The organism is Streptomyces sp. NPDC034049 (genome assembly GCF_055575575.1).
In genome coordinates this window covers 122,630-138,005 of the sequence record NZ_JBVISJ010000001.1, presented here as the reverse complement: position 1 = coordinate 138,005, position 15,376 = coordinate 122,630, and the positions used below count along the sequence as shown (strand labels likewise).

At 68.6% G+C, this 15,376-nt stretch carries 16 protein-coding genes and 4 pseudogenes; 13 read left to right on the top strand and 7 right to left on the bottom strand.

The window, feature by feature from the left end; all coding sequences use genetic code 11:
* The first annotated feature begins 1 nt into the window (after position 1).
* Positions 2 to 394 carry a hypothetical protein gene (locus tag ACZ52C_RS00620; protein WP_469072716.1) on the top strand — a complete coding sequence of 131 codons (393 nt, stop codon included), beginning with the start codon at positions 2 to 4 and terminating at the stop codon, positions 392 to 394.
* Between the two features lie 32 nt (positions 395 to 426).
* Here the strand turns inward: ACZ52C_RS00620 and ACZ52C_RS00615 are convergent.
* The 5 genes and pseudogenes from ACZ52C_RS00615 to ACZ52C_RS00595 form a co-directional block, all read right to left on the bottom strand.
* Positions 427 to 630, bottom strand: a pseudogene (locus tag ACZ52C_RS00615) (Mu transposase domain-containing protein); the annotation flags it as partial.
* A 184-nt stretch (positions 631 to 814) separates the two neighbouring features.
* The gene (gene istA / locus ACZ52C_RS00610) at positions 815 to 1,507 is read right to left on the bottom strand and encodes an IS21 family transposase (protein ID WP_469072715.1); all 693 of its coding nucleotides are present in this window, start codon (positions 1,505 to 1,507) and stop codon (positions 815 to 817) included.
* A 244-nt stretch (positions 1,508 to 1,751) separates the two neighbouring features.
* On the bottom strand, positions 1,752 to 2,447 hold the full coding sequence (locus tag ACZ52C_RS00605; protein ID WP_469072714.1) for an alpha/beta fold hydrolase: 696 nt from the start codon (positions 2,445 to 2,447) through the stop codon (positions 1,752 to 1,754).
* A 418-nt stretch (positions 2,448 to 2,865) separates the two neighbouring features.
* Positions 2,866 to 3,273: a PIN domain-containing protein gene (locus ACZ52C_RS00600; RefSeq protein WP_469072713.1), complete on the bottom strand. Its 408-nt coding sequence runs from the start codon at positions 3,271 to 3,273 to the stop codon at positions 2,866 to 2,868.
* Entirely contained in the window at positions 3,270 to 3,503 is a 234-nt protein-coding gene (locus ACZ52C_RS00595) for a type II toxin-antitoxin system VapB family antitoxin (RefSeq protein ID WP_033530157.1), read from the bottom strand. The genes ACZ52C_RS00600 and ACZ52C_RS00595 overlap by 4 nt, the downstream gene beginning before the upstream one ends.
* A 641-nt stretch (positions 3,504 to 4,144) precedes the next feature.
* Between ACZ52C_RS00595 and ACZ52C_RS00590 the strand changes: the two genes are divergently transcribed.
* The 4 genes and pseudogenes from ACZ52C_RS00590 to ACZ52C_RS00575 form a co-directional block, all read left to right on the top strand.
* Entirely contained in the window at positions 4,145 to 4,384 is a 240-nt protein-coding gene (locus ACZ52C_RS00590) for a hypothetical protein (protein WP_469072712.1), read from the top strand.
* Between the two features lie 283 nt (positions 4,385 to 4,667).
* Complete coding sequence (locus tag ACZ52C_RS00585; protein WP_020115394.1) at positions 4,668 to 4,883, top strand: type II toxin-antitoxin system VapB family antitoxin; 216 nt, start codon at positions 4,668 to 4,670, stop codon at positions 4,881 to 4,883.
* Positions 4,880 to 5,293 (top strand): PIN domain-containing protein, encoded by a 414-nt coding sequence (locus ACZ52C_RS00580; RefSeq protein WP_469072711.1) that lies wholly within the window; start codon positions 4,880 to 4,882, stop codon positions 5,291 to 5,293. Before ACZ52C_RS00585 ends, ACZ52C_RS00580 begins: the two co-directional genes overlap by 4 nt.
* A 34-nt stretch (positions 5,294 to 5,327) precedes the next feature.
* Positions 5,328 to 5,586: pseudogene (locus tag ACZ52C_RS00575) on the top strand (transposase); the annotation flags it as partial.
* Positions 5,587 to 5,930: 344 nt separating this feature from the next.
* Here ACZ52C_RS00575 and ACZ52C_RS00570 read toward each other — a convergent pair.
* Entirely contained in the window at positions 5,931 to 6,788 is an 858-nt protein-coding gene (locus ACZ52C_RS00570; protein ID WP_469072710.1) for a helix-turn-helix domain-containing protein, read from the bottom strand.
* Between the two features lie 101 nt (positions 6,789 to 6,889).
* Between ACZ52C_RS00570 and ACZ52C_RS00565 the strand changes: the two genes are divergently transcribed.
* The 4 genes from ACZ52C_RS00565 (at position 6,890) to ACZ52C_RS00550 (ending at position 9,536) form a co-directional block, all read left to right on the top strand.
* On the top strand, positions 6,890 to 7,468 hold the full coding sequence (locus ACZ52C_RS00565; protein WP_469072709.1) for a YceI family protein: 579 nt from the start codon (positions 6,890 to 6,892) through the stop codon (positions 7,466 to 7,468).
* Between the two features lie 455 nt (positions 7,469 to 7,923).
* The gene (locus ACZ52C_RS00560) at positions 7,924 to 8,064 is read left to right on the top strand and encodes a hypothetical protein (RefSeq protein WP_469072708.1); all 141 of its coding nucleotides are present in this window, start codon (positions 7,924 to 7,926) and stop codon (positions 8,062 to 8,064) included.
* A 34-nt stretch (positions 8,065 to 8,098) separates the two neighbouring features.
* A complete protein-coding gene (locus ACZ52C_RS00555; protein WP_469072707.1) occupies positions 8,099 to 8,392 on the top strand; it encodes a hypothetical protein in 294 nt (97 codons plus the stop codon).
* Positions 8,393 to 8,573: 181 nt separating this feature from the next.
* The gene (locus ACZ52C_RS00550) at positions 8,574 to 9,536 is read left to right on the top strand and encodes an NAD(P)-dependent alcohol dehydrogenase (RefSeq protein ID WP_469072706.1); all 963 of its coding nucleotides are present in this window, start codon (positions 8,574 to 8,576) and stop codon (positions 9,534 to 9,536) included.
* Between the two features lie 481 nt (positions 9,537 to 10,017).
* Here the strand turns inward: ACZ52C_RS00550 and ACZ52C_RS00545 are convergent.
* A pseudogene (locus ACZ52C_RS00545) lies at positions 10,018 to 10,421 on the bottom strand (transposase); the annotation flags it as partial.
* Positions 10,422 to 11,360: 939 nt separating this feature from the next.
* Here ACZ52C_RS00545 and ACZ52C_RS00540 point away from each other — a divergent pair.
* The 4 genes and pseudogenes from ACZ52C_RS00540 (at position 11,361) to ACZ52C_RS00525 (ending at position 15,321) form a co-directional block, all read left to right on the top strand.
* On the top strand, positions 11,361 to 12,266 hold the full coding sequence (locus ACZ52C_RS00540; protein WP_469072705.1) for an NADP-dependent oxidoreductase: 906 nt from the start codon (positions 11,361 to 11,363) through the stop codon (positions 12,264 to 12,266).
* Positions 12,267 to 12,319: 53 nt separating this feature from the next.
* The gene (locus tag ACZ52C_RS00535) at positions 12,320 to 13,381 is read left to right on the top strand and encodes an alkene reductase (RefSeq protein WP_469072704.1); all 1,062 of its coding nucleotides are present in this window, start codon (positions 12,320 to 12,322) and stop codon (positions 13,379 to 13,381) included.
* An 11-nt stretch (positions 13,382 to 13,392) separates the two neighbouring features.
* Positions 13,393 to 13,872: a MarR family winged helix-turn-helix transcriptional regulator gene (locus tag ACZ52C_RS00530; protein ID WP_469072703.1), complete on the top strand. Its 480-nt coding sequence runs from the start codon at positions 13,393 to 13,395 to the stop codon at positions 13,870 to 13,872.
* Between the two features lie 522 nt (positions 13,873 to 14,394).
* Positions 14,395 to 15,321: pseudogene (locus ACZ52C_RS00525) on the top strand (SDR family oxidoreductase).
* Positions 15,322 to 15,376 lie beyond the last annotated feature (55 nt).

The following is a 15,376-nucleotide window of genomic DNA, read 5'->3' as shown; positions in this document are numbered from 1 at the left end:
CTTGACCTCGGGCAGCTGGGCCCGGCGGGCCGTCAGCGAGACCACGCCGCTGGGCTCCGCCCAGGGCGGCGGCTCGTCGGCGTCGTCCAGATCCGCGTCCGGGGGCGGGGTCTGCGCGGCTGCCCTGCGGGCCTCGACGGCGACCACGTCGGCGCTGGTGGCGCCCGCCCTGATCGCGGCGGCCATGCCCTGCTCGACGGCGGCCGCGGGCATCCGCCGGTGCAGCAGCAGAACCTCGATCAGCGCCCGAGTCCCAGCAGCGTCCCCGTGGGCGGCCCGGGCCGCGGCCCAGAACGCTTCGTGGACCTCGGTGAACGAACCGTTCTGCCGGGCGGTGACCAGCGCGGTCGCTCCGGCCATCGCTCCGGGCTTGACCAGCAAGATCTCCAAGTAGTGGTCGAGTTCGTCCCGGTAGTCGCCTCGCCGGGTCAGCCGCGGATGACGGGCGACGGCCTCACGCCGTTCGAAGACGAGCAGTTCGTTGCCTCGCAGCAGGACCCACACGTTCTGTCCGATGAAGCGGGCCGGCACCGAGTAGTGGCACTGCCTCACCGTGATCCGGCTGCTGCGGTCGACCCTCGGCGTCAGCGTGATGCCGCACTCGAACTCCTCGAATGGCAGCGGCCCCATCTCGCCAGCCTCGGCGACGAAGCTGAAGCCGACCGTGGTCAGCCTGCCCGCGAGGATCCGTTCGTCCTCGGCCGCGTCAATCTCGGCGAGCCAGTCGTTCAGCTCCTCCAGCGTGGCGACCTCGGGAACCGGGACCAGGTGCGTGCGGCGGAAGCGGCCGCCCTCGTGCTCGACCCCGCCCTTCTCATGAGCGCCGTCCTGGCCAGGGATGCAGGCAAAAGGCGTCGAAGCCGTAGTGGGCGCGGAAGGCCAGCCACCGCTCGGATTCCACCCGGCTGCGACCGGTGCAGATGCGGTTGCCCGCAGGTTTCAGGTTGTCGTAACGGATGTGCCTCGTCGGGACTCCGCCCAGGACGTTGAACGCCTCCACGTGTCCTTCCATGAAGGACTCTTGGGCCTGCGAGGCGTGGACACGGTGGACGGCCTTGCCCGAATAGGACAGCCGCAGCGTGAACAGATGGCACTTGACGACCTCGCCCGCCAGGCGGACCCACACATCGGCGAAGTCCACCTCGGCTTCCTCGCCAGGCAGATGGACCTGCGGAACCATGCCCGTCAGATGCCGACGGCCCTCCAGCACCTCCGCCTCGATCTGCGGGCGTCTGGCCAGGACGTAGTGGCAGACCGTGGAGTACGACGCCTGGTCGAAGCCGTACTCCTGAGCAAGACGCTGATGGATCCTGCGGGCGGTGTACCTCTGCTTGCGCGGCGCGGTCGCATCCTCCCGCAGCATCGCGTCGATCCAGCCCTTGGCCGGATCCAGGACCGTGGCCCTCGGCGCCGGCTTCTTTCTCGGCGGCGGGACCGCAGAGGTCAGTTCCTGCCGCACCGTCCGGCGGTGCACTCCGTACTTCTCCTCGAGTGCCCGCTGAGACATCTCCGGATCGAGACACTTGTCCCGCCGGATCGCAGCGAACAGCTCCGCCCGCGACAACCCCATCCCGGCCTCCCGACAGGACCGTGATCAAGTAACACGGCCTCCGACATGACCGTGATCGACGCACAAACCCTGCCGTCGCCGGGTGGACGGAGCAGTGCATTCACTTCAAAGAGGGCACGTCGCGGACCTGCCTGTCGGCCCGCTCACGCAGCCTGTCAGTAGGGCGTGTATCGGAAGTGGATCACGTCGTGGTGGCGAGTTCGACGAGGTGCCGGGCTGTGCCGGCAGGATCGACGATCTGATGGAGGTGTGCGCCGGGCAGGTGTGCCACACGCCAGCCGCGTTCGCGCGCTTCGGCGGCAAGGCCGTCATACGGAGGGCCGAACAGCAAGTAGGAGCAGGGATGGTCATCCCAGCCGTCGGGGACCGGGATGTGCTGCTCGTAGTAGGACAGCGGCAGGGTGGGCTGCTCCTCAATGACTTTCTGTCGCATCGTCGGATCGGAGAACATCGGTGCGACATCTGCCTCGTCCCACCAGTCGGTCCAGCGCGGCAACCTGCCGTTCACAGCCATCGGCCCGAGGAACTCCAGCAACTCGGGTGAGGCGACAGAGGTCGGTCCGGTCAGAGCCGGCAGCGCGGCATCGACGAAGATCGAGCTGGTCACCGGATGGTCAAGGCCCGAGCGGATCGCCGGGAGAAACAAGCCTGCATTGCTGTGTGCCACCAACGTGACGGGGCTGCCAGCCGGGACCTGCCGGAGGTCGTCGCGGACGGCACTGACGATGCGGGGCCAGAACGGCGGAGCACCGGCGCCGATGTGCACCAGGGACGGCACCTGTACCTGATATCCCACCGCCGTCAGGTGTTCGGCCACGGGGCGCCAGGTCGAGGGGCCAACGGACGGACTGTGCACGAGAACGAAGATCGGCTGCATGTGACGATCCTGTCGCCCATGTCACCGGAGCCGCGACAGTATTGGCCGACAGCAGAACGCTTGGCTTCGAAGAAGCTCACGTGCCGCCACACAGCCCATCCGGTCGAGCCTTTCACGGCTCCCTGACCGCCGAGTGGGGCCAGATCAACTTCTTACTCCGTGGAGCCACTCCTGATCCCTGCGGTGGGGCCCAAAGAGGTGCCTACAAACACCTACAGCGACTCAAAGGCAGGGGAGAGCGAGCCCCTCCGGGGGCCTCAAACGATCAGCGCACGACCTGTCCCCGCGTGCGAGCATCCGCGAGTACATCTTGATGACGGAGCCGTCTCCGCGTATGCGGGGATAGGTCGCAGTGATGCACCCCGGAGACATCGATCACCGAAGTCAGAAGCCGACAGACGTGTTCTGCCTCCGCAGATCAGGCTCGAGCGTCTCGCTGCTGAACCTCCTTGAGGACTCCGGCCACCGTCGCGAAGTCATTGTCCACGTGGAGGACGGTGTGCCCATGGTGTACAGCTGTCGCACACACCAACAGGTCGATCGCTCCCGCCGCCCGATGCTGGCCGCTCTGGGTCAGTTTGTACTGGGCGGTGTCGACCCACCGCCAGGCGTTCTTCGGAACCAGAGAGAGCGGACAGAGCGCGTCCAGTTCCTCGGCCAGCTCATCTCGGTGAGACGGGCTGGTCGCCGAGTAGAGGAATTCGGCTCGTGTCGGCTCACAGAGGTGGAACACCCCGGCGGCGACGTGTCCCTCCCAGGGGCGCAGCGCACCTGGAGTACGGAACAGATGCCACAGAGCCGAGGTGTCGACCAGATACGTGATCACTCGAAGGCCTCGCGCCGCGCACGCTTCTCGGCTTCATGCGCCGCTGCGGCCTGCTCAAACTCGCCGCGCTCACCTCGCGCGGCCAGCTTCTCCGCGGCCTCAAGCCTCCTGATCCGCGCTACGTAGTCCCGAAGGGCCGCGTTGACGGTCTCCTTCTTCGTCGTGGCACCCATGAGCCGCATGGCCTCGGCCAGTGCCTCGTCGTCGAGATCAATCTGCGTGACGGACATCGCACCCCTCCAATGTCCACGATGTATGCATCCAGGATACATCACCAACATCGAGCGCGACCGTCAATCTCAAGAAATCATGATCACCACGGGGCCGCCAGGCCCCTCAGGCTCTCGCTCTGACCAGGAAATCACCTGGTCAGAAGGTTTCTCCTCGCCTGGCGAGTGGTGGGGCGGGGGGACTCGAACCCACGGACCCTCTCCCCAGCCGAGGAGAGGTCTCGAAACCATGCGCAGCGGATTCCCTTTCCAACGCGCCGCGACTCAAGGGCAGGTAGATCGCCCCCAAGTGCATGAGCCGACGTCCGGTAGCACGACGCCTCCGTGATCACGCGGGAGCGTCCCTGCGGGCGCGGGGCCAGGGCGGAGCTTGGTCCGGCCGGGAACGAAGACCAGCGCCCCAGCTCGGGAGGGGATCTCCAACCACCCGCAGCGGACTCCCCTTCCAACGTGCGGAGGCTCTCCCCCGGGTGCTGAGGCAGAGCCCCTATGGCAGTGGTCACAGGTCAAACGTCTACGCGCGGCCTGGCCGAGTTCCAGTGTGGCCAACCGCGTGGCTGGGGCGGTCGATTCGGGAGCGGGGCAGTACGGCGACCAGGCCGGCCGCAAAAACGACAGCGGGGCACCAGAGGCTGAAGCCTGTGCCGTACGCGACCTGCAGATCGGCGGACGACACCGCAGGCAAGGCGGTGAGCCGGATCCACGACAGTGATCCGGGGCCCCTGAAGGCACACGTCCAGGAGTACGTCATGCCGGACAACAAGTTCCTCGTCGGCGTCGCCTGCGGCGCGGCCACGGTGCTCGGCCTGGGCGGGCTGGACACGCACCCTGTCTCCGGCACCACCTCGACCCCCTCGCTCAGCCTGTCCGACTGTCTTTGAAGGCGGTCGCCGGAACCGTTCTCACCTGTAGCCGCAAGCACACTGACGGCACCGCCGTCGACATCCGGATCACGATGCTGAAAGTGACGACCTCCCGCCTCACCTGGAAGTTCGAACGCTGAAAGGAGCCCACCGGGAAGTCCCTGGCGCACACCCCTCTTCTGATGCGCTCGCCGCCAGGCCACAGAGCTGAGAAGCAGACCACCCGGGGGTGCGCGAACCCATCAATATACAATCGATCACGTATATTGATATACGCCGCAGTGTGCATGAGGAGGCCACCTTGAGCCGCACCGTGATCGACCTCGACGACGAGGCACTGGAAGAAGCCGCCAAGGAACTCGGCACCACCACCAAGCGCGACACCATCAACACCGCCCTGCGCGAGGTCACCGCCCGCTACCGGCGCCTGCGCGCACTTGAAGACGCCCGGCAACTGGTGACCGACGGAGCCCTGGACATCGACATTCTCCTGGACAAGAACCAGTACCGGCCGTGACCGTCGCCGACTACCTCATCGACACCTCCGCCCTCGCCCGCGTCCTACTCGGCCAGAACACGACTGAGTGGGACGACAGGATCAGCGTCGGCCTCGTCGCGATCTGCGACATCACGGAACTCGAGGTCCTCTACTCCGCCCGCTCGGCCGCGGACCGCGCGCGACTGAAGGCGGCACTCGACGCCCACTACGTGGGGTGCCCTATGCCGGACGGCATCTACCGCCGCTCCCGCGTGGTCCAGGAGCAGCTCACTGCCAAAGGCGAACACCGCAGCGCGGGCCCCGTCGACCTCCTGGTGGCCGCAGCCGCGGAAGAAGCGGGACTCACTCTGCTCCACTACGACCGCGACTTCGAAACCATCGCTCGCACGACAGGGCAGCCGGTCCGCACGATCGACCTCAGGCAGTAGAGCTGACGCGGTGCCGACGGGCACCGAGCCTCTCACGCACGTCAGCCGCACCATGCAGGAGCTGATCGTCGCCCGATTATGGCTGACCGTCTACCAGCTGCCGCCGTACGCTCCCGAGCTCAACCCGGTCGAGGGCGTGGTCGCACCTGAAGAGGTCACTGGCCAACCTCACCAAACACAGCCTCGACCAGCTCACCACTCTGGTCAAAGCACGGCTGAAACGGATGCAGTACCGACCCGGGCTCCTCGAGGGCCTCATGGCCAAGACCGGCCTCGACTCCCAACCGCCGTAACACCAGCCATTAAAGTTCTCCAGTGCAACAGCTGTGGTGCTACCGCTGGTTGGAGTGTCTCTGATGGCAACTGAGTGATCCGCCTGTCCGCGTGCGCAACGAAGTCCCCAGGCTCGTACGGACGACTGCCGTCGGCTTCTGCCGGCGGGCGGCGGGTAGGGCCGCTGACGGATCGGGCCGACCGTACGCGTAGTCGGACCGTGGTCTGCCGGAGGTGGAAAGCATTCGACCGGTCACACGCCGATCCGGCACCCTCCTCCGCACCCTGATGGCCGTGACTGCGCAGATCCGCACGGGTGCGGGCCAGGCGGCAGCGGCGAGAGCGCTATGTCCCCCGGCGAAGGTCAGCCGCTCACTGCCCGCAGTGCCCCCGGCCTGCGGCCGTTGAGACGGTCCAGCGCGGTGGCCGTGGCCTGGTCGGCCGGCATGTGCACCACCAGGCGACGGCCCTCGTCCGCCAGCATGAGCGTCTCGAACGACAGACGCAGGCGACCTGCCTCGGGATGCTCGACCACCTCAAGCCCAAAACGGGAGGGCAGGGCCGGAACAGCGGCGAGACGGTCGCTGAACGGCGCCCCCGCCGCTGCCGTCAGCTCGTCGGCCAGGACGGCGACGTGTGGGTCGTGAAGCGAGGACTCGTTGCGCAGATGGGCGACCTGCTCGTCGGCCAGCCGGTCCCAGCCGGGGAACACGGCGCGGGACCGGTCGTCGGTGAACAGGTACCGCACCATGTTGGGAGGGTCGCCGTCGAGCAGGCCGAGTGGACGGGCATACCGCTCGTAGCCCTGGGTCCAGGCCACGATGTCTCCCATCCGGTTGATCAGGACGGCCGGCGCGGGCTCCAGACTCTCCAGGAGCGCCCGCAAGGTGGGGCGCACCGTGCGCTCCGGCGGTGCGGTGACCGCCTGGCACAGGTCTTTGTCCTCGCCGTGTTCCCTGACCAACCGGTGCAACAGCACACGGTCCGCCGTCGACAGCTGGAGGATGTCGCCGAGGGCGGCGAGGACCTTGGGTGAGGGGTTGCGGTCCCGTCCCTGTTCGAGCCGGGTGAGGTATTCGACGCTGATGCCGGCGAGGGTGGCGAGCTCGGCGCGGCGCAGCCCCGGCGTGCGACGGCGAAAGCCCGCGGGCAGGCCCGCCTCGGCCGGGGTGAGGGCTTCGCGGCGGGTACGCAGGAAGGTGCCCAACTCGTTGTCGTTCACCTCTCGAACGTACAACGTGCCTCGGCGCGAAGGGTGGCCCTGCCACTACCACCCTTCGGCCGGTCTCCCCTGCCCCGCCGCAGGGCCCGCACGATGAGGGCATGAGCAACGACACCCCTGCGAACACCGCTGTCTCGTCCGTCGCAGCGCTGCCCCTTTCTCCCGGCGAGTGGGAACTCGACCCCCACCACTCATCGGTCGACTTCACCGTCCGCCACCTCGGGATCAGCAAGGTCCGCGGCCGCTTCACCGAGTTCACGGCCGGGCTGTACGTCGGTGAGACCCTCGACGACGTGCGGGTGACCTCCGAGATCGCCCTGGCCTCCATCGACACCGGGAACGCCGACCGGGACGCGCACACCCGCTCGGCCGAGCTGCTCGACGTGGAGAAGCGTCCGACGATGACGTTCCGCTCGACGCGGATCTCCGGGGACGGTGAGGACTGGACATTGGCGGGGGACCTGACCATCGGAGACGTGACCCGCCCGGTCGTGCTCGCTGTCGAGTTCGGCGGAGTGGTGGACTCCCCTCTGGACAACCGGAAGCACGCCGGGTTCGAGGCGACGGGCGAGATCCGGCGCGGCGACTTCGGGCTGACCTTCTTCCCCGGGCTCCTGGGCGAGGTCATCAAGATTCGCCTGGACATGCAGTTCGCCGGCCCGCAGACCCAGGACGCCTGACCAAGCGACGAGCGACGCACCGCGCGGCGTTCGCGCCGGCGTGACGATCGACGCACCCCACCACATGCGACTTCGACGAGGGGGCCGACGACCTCGGGCCCCGCGTCGGGAGGAGGACCTCACATGAGCGGTGCCCTTGTACGCAATCCAGGCGACGGCACCACCTTCAGCTACCACGCGAACGTGGTCGAACAGGTGGTGAGCAACGCCGAGACGAGCGGATTGATCAGCGTCACGCGTCAGCTCGCGCGCCCCGACCAGGCGCCGCCCCTGCATACCCACAGCCGGGAGGACGAGAGCTGGATCGTCCTGTCCGGCCGCGTCCGGTTCTGGGTCGGATCGACCTCGTTCGACGAGTGCGAGGTGTACGAGGCCGAGCCCGGCGCTTTCGTCTGGGGCCCCGATCAGTCCCCCACAGCTACCAGGCCATCACATCGACCGCGAAACTCCTCGTCATGTGCAATCCCGGAGCCATCGAAGGCTACTTCCACGAGGCCGGAGCCACCGACTCGCGCAGCGACGCCCCGCACAGCCTCATGGAGGAGTACGGCTTCGTGATCCACGGCAACCCGCCCCCCGCCCCTCAGACGTACTGATCGCGAGTGTCGTCGACGCTCGCCGGGCTCGATCATGGCGACGACCTCCGGTGTGGTGGAACTGCCTGTACTGCACCACGCGGAGGTCTACGCGTCCTCAAGGCGATGCCCGGCTGACCGTTCACGGCAGGTCTACGCCACCCTCGCCGAGGCCATCGCGGGCAGCTCAGTGCCCGGCCCTCGGCACCACGACACCGGAACCGCGTCGACTCCGGGGGCGTGCCCCGGCGCAAGCGGCAGTCGTTGGCCGGGCGCCACGAGCATGGCCAACCCCAACGCCCAGATCCTGGCCTCCCTGGCCGAGCAGGTCGTCTCGGGCGTGCTGTGAGTACCGGTCACCGCCACCTACCTGCTGGAGCAGGCCGCGGAGGCGTTCTTCGCCTTCGGTGCCGGCCCTCCGGGCAAGATCGCTGTCTCCTGCTCCTGAACACGCCCGACAAACGCCGTCTCCTACTCCTGACCACGCCCGAACAAGAGAGGTACGACCATGCCCGCCAGGGAGCCCGTCCATGTCGTCTGACCAACCGATGATGCGCGCCGTCCGGTACGACCGTTACGGAGGCCCCGAAGTGCTCTCCGTCGGTACCGTTCCGCGTCCGTCCCCCGGGCCGGACCAGGTGCTCGTTCGGGTCCACGCATCCAGCGTCAACCCGATGGACGTGAAGATCCGCTCCGGCGGGCTGCGTCTGATATCCGGGCGACGCTTTCCCAAAGGCACCGGAGGCGACTTCGCCGGGGAGGTGGTCGCACTCGGCAGCACGGTCACCGACGTCACGGTGGGCGAACACGTGTGGGGCATCCTCAGCGACGTCTCCGGACGGACGGGCGCGGCCGGCGAATACATCCTGGCCAAACCCCAGGCCATCAGCACCGCCCCCAGCGGCACAGACCTGGTGGCAGCCGCCGCCCTGCCCGCGGTCGGCATCACCGCACTGCGCGCCCTGCGGGACACCCTGCGCCTGCGCTCCGGCCAACGGCTGCTCGTGGTGGGCGCGAGCGGCGGCGTCGGCAGTACGGCGGTCCAGCTGGCCCACGCCTGGGGCGCCCACGTCACTGCCATCGCCGGCGCTACCAATGCCCCGTTCTGCCGCGAACTCGGCGCCGACGTGGCCCTGGACTACGCCACCACCCCACCGCACGCCCTCAAAGGGCAGTTCGACGCCATCCTCGACTGCCACGGCTCCTCTGTCCGCGACTACCGACGCGCCCTCCGCCCCGGCGGTCGCATCGCCTCGCCCACCGCCGGCGCCATACCCTTCGCCCTGCTGTCCTTCGTCCTGCCCGGTCCGCGCGTACGCCTGATCGTGGCCAGCCCCCGACGCGCGGACCTGAAAACCCTCGCCGATCACGTCGACAAGCAAGACCTGCGTCCGGTGATCGAGCGCGTGTATCCCCTGGACGAGATCCAGGACGCCCACCGAGCCACCGAAACCGGCCACGCCCGCGGCAAGCGTGTCATCCGCCTCGTTTAGCGCCTAAAGGACTACAGGGCTAGATCTGGATCATCTGGGGCCGCCTTCAGAAATGGTGCCGTCGTGCTTGCGCCTGATCCGCGCGTCTCCAGATCGACCAGTGAAGTCCCTGGTCAATGGAAGTGGGAGTCGAGCCGATCAGGTTGCCCACGCGCCGGACCTCGGCGACGGTCAGGGCCGCGAGCCGCCGCGTTCGCGGCCCGTGGTCACCGACCAGGTCCGCAGGGCTCCCTTTGGCGGGATCCGGGCAACCGCGGCCAGGAACGCCAGCGCCAGCATGGCCATGGCGATATGGCGATATGGCGATGCCAGGCGCCGTATGTGCGTACCTGGTAGTTGTCCAGTCCGGCCTGCTGCTTGGCTGCCTCGAAACACTCCTCGACCGGCCAGCGCAATCCGATGACCGCCACCAGTTCCGGCAGTGATTCCCCGCGCGGGTTGTTGTGGAAGTAGGCGGTCTCGCCGTCCGCGATGCTGCGGCGGACTTCGACAGCTGGGTACCACCCAGGGACTCGGCGAGTTTCTCGACCCTGCGGGTGGAGACGCCCAGCAGGTAGGCGGTGGCGACGACCGAGACGAGGGCCTGTTCGGCCCGCCGCCTGCGTTCCAGGAGCCAGTGCGGGAAGTAACTGCCCTGCCTCAGCTTGGGCACGGCGAGTTCGACGGTGCCCGCGCGGGTGTCCCACTCGCGCGGGCGGTAGCCATTGCGGTGGTTGACCCGCTCGTCACTGACCTGCCCGTACTCGGCGCCGCACAGGGCGTCGGCCTCCGCGGACATGAGCGCGTCGGCGAACGTCTTCACCATCGCGCGCGGCAGATCGGGACTGCCGCGGCGAGGTTGTCCTCCGCGAGGACGTGCAGGGGAACACTGTCTGGTGCGGTCATCGTGCTGATCTCCTTCAAGGACTTGGTCGTCTTGAAAGATCAGCCGGTGGCCGTTCGTCTTTACGGGCATCATCCCGAAGCCGGAGCAAACCCCCCAGATCAGGTCGAACCTGTACACCACTTCCCTGGACGCAACCGGGGGCGACTCCGTGGTGCGATCTGGGCCACGATCCAGACGAGCCCAGTTGCCACCACACCGCGCCTACTCCGCTACACCCCTGGGCAGAGTGGATAGCTCGGCACCAGAGTGAGCCCTTCCGGTTTCCCCACGTCCAGCCAGCGTCCAGAATCCAGTACCCAACCAGCCACAGGAGCCACGTACCGCAAGTTCAACCGCTGCGAACCGGAACATCCGTGCAGGTCAGGGCATACGCACTACCGACACCGGCAACGAGGCTGAACTCACGAGCAGCGGATCCAGTCCGCCCAGGCAAAGTTGACGATCCCACCCCCAAAAAAGAACGTTTCCGCAGGCCAGAGACCTGCGGAAGTGGGGCGGGTGGGACTCGAACCCACGGCCGACGGATTATGAGTCCCTTGGGGATCTTGGCGGCCCTTGCCGATCATTGCCGATTCACACCGTTCTCGCAGGTCAGACGTACTGATCTGCGTCAGCCCTGTGCAGTGCTTGTTGGTCTGTCCCTGTCCTTGTGACCCCTCAATGACCCCTGGACATATCGAGGAGTCGGGCGCCTTCCACCCATCGGCAGGGAATTCCGCCACCAGGTCGGGCCGCGCAGAGGGCCAAGGCTCCCGCCTGGAGCAGGCGAACACCGAGCCGTTGGCGCGACCGAAGGAGCGGGAGGCTGCCCAGGCGGCCCACCGCGGCCGATCTCGCACAGGCCGAGCGACAGCCAATACTTGGCTAGCCACATGTTTGCTGTTACGTTGATTATGTGTCCAGCCACCTAAATGGGTGGTGGCACGGGAGGAGTCGTCATGAGAGCCATCCTGTTCGACCGTTTCGGCGGCACGGAAGTGCTGCACGAGGCGGACATCGATGTCCCGCAGCCCGGCCCCGGGCAGATCCGCGTCCGCGTCGAGGCGGCCGGGCTGAACGCGCTGGACGGCAAGATCCGCTCCGGGGCCATGGAGGCCGCGTTCCCCACGGCCCTCCCCGCCGTCCCCGGCGGTGAGTTCGCCGGCGTGGTGGACGCCCTGGGTGAGGGCGTGCGGGACGTGCAGGTGGGGGATGAGGTGCTGGGCTGGTCGGACACCGGCTCGTACGCCGAGTACGCGCTGGCCACCACTGTGGCCCCCAAGCCCGCCGGTCTCGACTGGCAGCAGGCGGCCGCGCTGCCGGTGGCGGGCGCGACGGCCGCTCGGGTCCTGGACCTGCTCGGCGTCGTCGCCGGGGAGACCGTACTGATGCACGGCGCGGCCGGAGCGGTCGGCACCCTGGCGGTCCAGTTGGCCACGGCCCGCGGAGCGCGGGTCATCGGCACCGCCGGCGCCGCGAACCAGGACTACCTCACCTCGCTCGGCGCCACCACCACCCTCTACGGCGAGGGCCTGGTCGAGCGGGTCCGGGCGCTCGCCCCCGACGGCGTGGACGCGGTGTTCGACCTGGCCGGGAAGGGCGCCCTGGAGGACTCCATCACCCTGCGCGGCGGCACCGAGCGCATCGTCACCATCGCCGACCTCCGCGCGCACCGGCTCGGCATCACCTTCTCCAGCAGTCCCCGGGAACGCTCCGCCGCCGGCCTGGCCGCGTTGGCACTGGACGCCGCGACCGGCAAGGTCGTCACCACCGTCACCTCCTACCCACTCGCCGAGGCCGCCGCGGCCCAGCAGGTCAGCGACGCCGGGCACGTCCGGGGCAAGCTCGTCCTCACCGTCGGCTGATCACGTCCCGCCTTTCCCCCTGTTTCGATCATCACCTCACCGAAGGACCCCTCATGCTGAACGCCCTGTGGACGCCGACCACCGTCGGTGGCATCTCCCTCCCGCACCGCCTGGTCATGGCCCCCATGACCCGCGACCGTTCCACACCCGAAGGCGTACCGACCGAGCTGAACGCCGAGTACTACGCCCAGCGGGCCTCGCACGCGCTCATCATCACCGAGGGCACCCAGCCCTCCACCGACGGCCAGGGCTACCTCCTCACCCCCGGTATCCACAATGACGAGCAGATCGCCGGGTGGCGCAAGGTCACCGACGCCGTGCACGAGGCCGACGGCCGGATCGTCATCCAGCTGATGCACACCGGACGTATCGCCCACCCCGACAACACTCCGCACGGCCGTCAGCCGGTCGCCCCTTCGGCGATCCAGCCGCAGGGCGCGATGTTCACCGCGTCCGGGCCCCAGGAGATGCCGGTCCCTCGTGCTCTGTCGACGCAGGAGGTCGCGGCGACCGTCGACGACTTCCGCCGCGCCGCGGCGGCCGCCGTCGCGGCAGGCGCCGACGGCGTGGAGATCCACGGCGCCAACGGCTACCTCGTGCACCAGTTCCTCGCCGACAACACCAACCAGCGCACCGACCGCTACGGCGGTTCCCTCGAGGGCCGCATCCGCTTCGCCGTCGAGGTCACCGCTGCCGTGGCCGAAGAGATCGGCGCCGACCGCACCGGCCTGCGCATCTCTCCCGGCAACCCCTACAACGACATCGCCGAGTCCGACACCGCCGAGCTGTATCCGGCACTCCTGCGCGCCCTGAGCCCGCTCGGCCTCGCCTACCTCCACGTGATGCACTCGGGCGACGAGGAACTGCTGGGCACCCTGCGCACGCTGTGGCCGACCACGCTGATCCTCAACCGGGCCGGCACCGACCTGCCGACCCGCGCCAAGGACGTCGGCAACGGCACGGCCGACCTCGTCTCCGTCGGCGCCCTCGCGCTCGCCAACCCGGACCTGGTCGAGCGGCTACGCTCTGACGCGCCGCTGAACACCCCCGACCCGGCGACCTTCTACGGCGGCGGAGTGGCCGGCTACACCGACTACCCCACCCACACCGTCTGAGGAACCGCATCATGCCCGCCTCCACCCACCGCACCCCCTCCACGGCCGGCGAGGGGCCGGTGAGCTATGCGATCTTCCAGCTCGCCCGCGCCCACCGCGCCCGCGCCGCCGCCATGCTCCGCGAGATGGACCTGCACCCCGGACAGGAACTGCTGCTCATGCAACTCCTCGACCGGGACGGCCAGACCCAGTCCGAACTGCTCGAAAGCGTCGGCCTGGACCACTCCACCGTCTCCAAGTCCCTACGCCGCATGCAGGACGCCGGCCTGCTCATCCGCGAGCCGGCCACACACGACCGGCGCGTCATGGTCGTCCACCTCACCGACAAGGGCCGCGCCATGCGCGAGCCCCTGGCAGCCATGTGGCGTGCCCTGGAGGAGACCTCCGGGCTGAACCTGTCGGCGCAGCAGGCAGAGTCCTTCGTCCGCACCGCCTACGCCATCGCCGACGCGATCAACGGCCGCGCTGTTCCACGGGAAGATTCCGAGTAACTCCTCTCGGTCCGCACCCCCGTTCCCGGCCTGGAGTGCGCTTCGTTTCCGGCGTTCCTGCGAAGTGGACGGTGCTGCAGCGCAATCGGCTCATTCAGCCCCGTGCTGAACGGAGCCGGCCGCCCCGACTGTCGGAAGGCCCGGTGAGCGGAGCCGGCGGATGTGGCGGTACCCCAGCTCACCCCCGTATGCCAGGGAGAACCGGGCTGAGCGGGGCCTCAACATCCGAGGCAAGCGCGAGCTGTCCCGGTGGAGGCAGGACGGAACTCATCCGGGGCAGGGCAACACCCCCGCAGGGACGGCGAGCCCTTCCCTGTCGCTGGCCGGCCGGCCGGCCCCACATCGAGGACGGGTGCATCACCCGCGTCCGGGTCGCCTTGGACCTCGACAAGCTCCTGCAGGCCGGCGATGACCCGCGCCGCGGATCCGCCCACCGCAGGCCAGCCCCTGATCGGCCCGGGCCGACGGCGCCCGCGTCCGCGGCCCACTGCCTCGCTCACCTGATCCCCCACTGCTGACCTGATGGAAAGTGAGACTCCCATGACCACCACACTCCCCGTCCTCGTCGTCGGCGCGACCGGCTCCCTCGGGGGCAAGGTCGTCGACGAACTGCTGGGGCGCGGTAAGAACGTCCGCGCTCTGGTCCGGCCGACCACCGATGCGAGCAGGCTCGAAAGCCAGGGTGTCGAGATCGCCCGCGGCGACATGCTCGACCTCGACTCGCTCGTCGCCGCCATGAACGGGGCCGATGCCGTCATCACCACCGCCGCCGGCTAAACCCGCGGCGGCAAGAACGCGCACGACATCGACACCGTCGGCAATGCCAACCTCGCCGAGGCCGCCCACCGCACCGGCATCCGGCGGTTCGTCCTGACCAGCATCCTCACCAGCGACCAGACGCCCCACGTCCCGCACTTCTGGCACAAGAAGATCGCCGAGGACAAGCTCGAACAGCTCGGCGTCCCGTTCGTCGCACTGCGCCCGGGAGCCTTCCTCGACCAGATCGCGACCATGGCGGGCAACCCGATCGACAAGGGCCGCCTGACGTGGATCGGCAAGACCACCGTCCCCCTGACCTTCGTCCACACCTCCGATCTCGCGGCATACCTGGCAGCCGCCGTCGACGCCGAGGCAGACCACGGTGAGCGCGTCGACATCGGCTGGGACCGTCCGGTCAGCATGCGCGAGATGGCCCACCTGATGGGCACCCGAGCCGGAAAGAAGATCAAGGTGTGGGCCGTCCCCTCCGCCGTCGCCCGCGCCGCAGGAGCCACCGCCGGCCGCTTCATGCCCCTGGTCAAGGACATGGCCGCGATGTTCGGCTGGTTCGACAGCGGCCGCTACGTCGCCGACCCCCGCCGCCAGGAGCAGCTGTTCGGCCCCGTCCCCACGGCCGAGGACGCCCTCAGCCGCTACACCGACGAGCTGGGCAAGGCGCAGTACCGGTGACCAGCCCGCATGCCGGTCCGGCTGAGCCCGGGGGCCCAACCGGTGAGTCGGAGGA

Bases quoted from the DNA above. Each gene is read 5' to 3' on its own strand.
- istA (WP_469072715.1), bottom strand. From the start codon at position 1,507: ATGTCTCAGCGGGCACTCGAGGAGAAGTACGGAGTGCACCGCCGGACG.
- ACZ52C_RS00535 (WP_469072704.1), top strand. From the start codon at position 12,320: ATGCTGAACGCCCTGTGGACGCCGACCACCGTCGGTGGCATCTCCCTC.
- ACZ52C_RS00560 (WP_469072708.1), top strand. From the start codon at position 7,924: ATGTGCAATCCCGGAGCCATCGAAGGCTACTTCCACGAGGCCGGAGCC.
- ACZ52C_RS00565 (WP_469072709.1), top strand. From the start codon at position 6,890: ATGAGCAACGACACCCCTGCGAACACCGCTGTCTCGTCCGTCGCAGCG.
- ACZ52C_RS00530 (WP_469072703.1), top strand. From the start codon at position 13,393: ATGCCCGCCTCCACCCACCGCACCCCCTCCACGGCCGGCGAGGGGCCG.
- ACZ52C_RS00540 (WP_469072705.1), top strand. From the start codon at position 11,361: ATGAGAGCCATCCTGTTCGACCGTTTCGGCGGCACGGAAGTGCTGCAC.
- ACZ52C_RS00555 (WP_469072707.1), top strand. From the start codon at position 8,099: ATGGCGACGACCTCCGGTGTGGTGGAACTGCCTGTACTGCACCACGCG.
- ACZ52C_RS00605 (WP_469072714.1), bottom strand. From the start codon at position 2,447: ATGCAGCCGATCTTCGTTCTCGTGCACAGTCCGTCCGTTGGCCCCTCG.
- ACZ52C_RS00595 (WP_033530157.1), bottom strand. From the start codon at position 3,503: ATGTCCGTCACGCAGATTGATCTCGACGACGAGGCACTGGCCGAGGCC.
- ACZ52C_RS00550 (WP_469072706.1), top strand. From the start codon at position 8,574: ATGTCGTCTGACCAACCGATGATGCGCGCCGTCCGGTACGACCGTTAC.